Below are 1,399 nucleotides of genomic sequence, written 5' to 3' on the forward strand. Positions count from 1 at the left end.
TCGGCTCGCTGTCAACGGGTCTGAGCTCGACGGACAGTGCGGTGTCGTCGTTGTCGACTTCGACCTCGACCGGTCTGTCGTCGGCCAATAGCTCGATTTCCTCGCTGTCTACGTCAACGTCGACGGGCATCAGTTCGCTGTCGACGGGTCTGAGCTCGACGGACAGCGCGGTGTCGTCGTTGTCCACCTCGACCTCGACGGGTCTTTCGTCCGCGAACAGCTCAATCACCTCGCTGTCCACGTCAACTTCGACGGGCATCAACTCGTTGTCGACGGGCTTGAGCTCGACGGACAGCACGGTGTCGTCGCTGTCGACCTCGACGTCGACCGGTCTGTCATCGGCGAACAGCTCGATCACCTCGTTGTCGACGTCAACCTCGACCGGCATCAGCTCGCTGTCGACCGGCCTGAGCTCGACGGACAGCACGGTGTCGTCGTTGTCGACTTCGACCTCGACCGGTCTGTCGTCGGCCAATAGCTCGATTTCCTCGCTGTCGACGTCGACTTCGACGGGCATCAGTTCGCTGTCGACGGGTCTGAGCTCGACGGACAGCACGGTGTCGTCGTTGTCGACCTCGGCCTCGACTGGCTTGTCGTCTGCCAATAGCTCGATTTCCTCGCTGTCGACGTCGACTTCGACGGGCATCAGTTCGCTGTCGACGGGGCTGAGCTCGACAAACAGCACGGTGTCGTCGTTGTCCACCTCGACGTCAACCGGCCTGTCGTCGGCTACTAGCTCGGTTTCTTCATTGTCGACGTCGACTTCGACGGGCATCAGCTCGCTGTCGACGGGCCTGAGCTCGACGGATAGCACGGTGTCGTCGTTGTCGACTTCCACGTCGACCGGGCTGTCATCGGCGAACAGCTCGATCACCTCGCTGTCCACGTCGACTTCGACGGGCATCAGCTCGCTGTCGACCGGTCTGAGCTCGACGGACAGTGCGGTGTCGTCGTTGTCGACTTCGGCCTCGACGGGCTTGTCGTCGGCGAATAGCACGATCACCTCGTTGTCGACGTCAACTTCGACAGGCATCAGTTCGTTGTCGACCGGCCTGAGCTCGACGGACAGCACGGTATCGTCGTTGTCGACTTCGGCCTCGACGGGCTTGTCGTCGGCGAACAGCTCGATCGATTCGCTGTCCACGTCGACCTCGACCAGCGTCAGCTCGCTGTCGACGGGTCTGAGCTCGACGGACAGCACGGTATCGTCGTTGTCGACTTCGGCCTCGACGGGCTTGTCGTCGGCGAACAGCTCGATCGATTCGCTGTCCACGTCGACCTCGACCAGCGTCAGCTCGCTGTCGACGGGTCTGAGCTCGACGGACAGCACGGTGTCGTCGCTGTCAACCTCGACCTCGACTGGTCTGTCATCGGCGAACAGCTCGATCACCTCGCTGTC

The 1,399-nt window shown here is 62.0% G+C and carries 1 protein-coding gene; it reads right to left on the reverse strand.

Translation table 11 applies throughout. From position 1 onward, the window contains the following. The coding region (locus GQ56_RS47150) for a hypothetical protein (RefSeq protein WP_031403759.1) at positions 1–1,399 on the reverse strand (1,399 nt) is incomplete at both ends.

It is taken from the genome of Burkholderia paludis, from assembly GCF_000732615.1.
Lineage (GTDB): Bacteria > Pseudomonadota > Gammaproteobacteria > Burkholderiales > Burkholderiaceae > Burkholderia > Burkholderia paludis.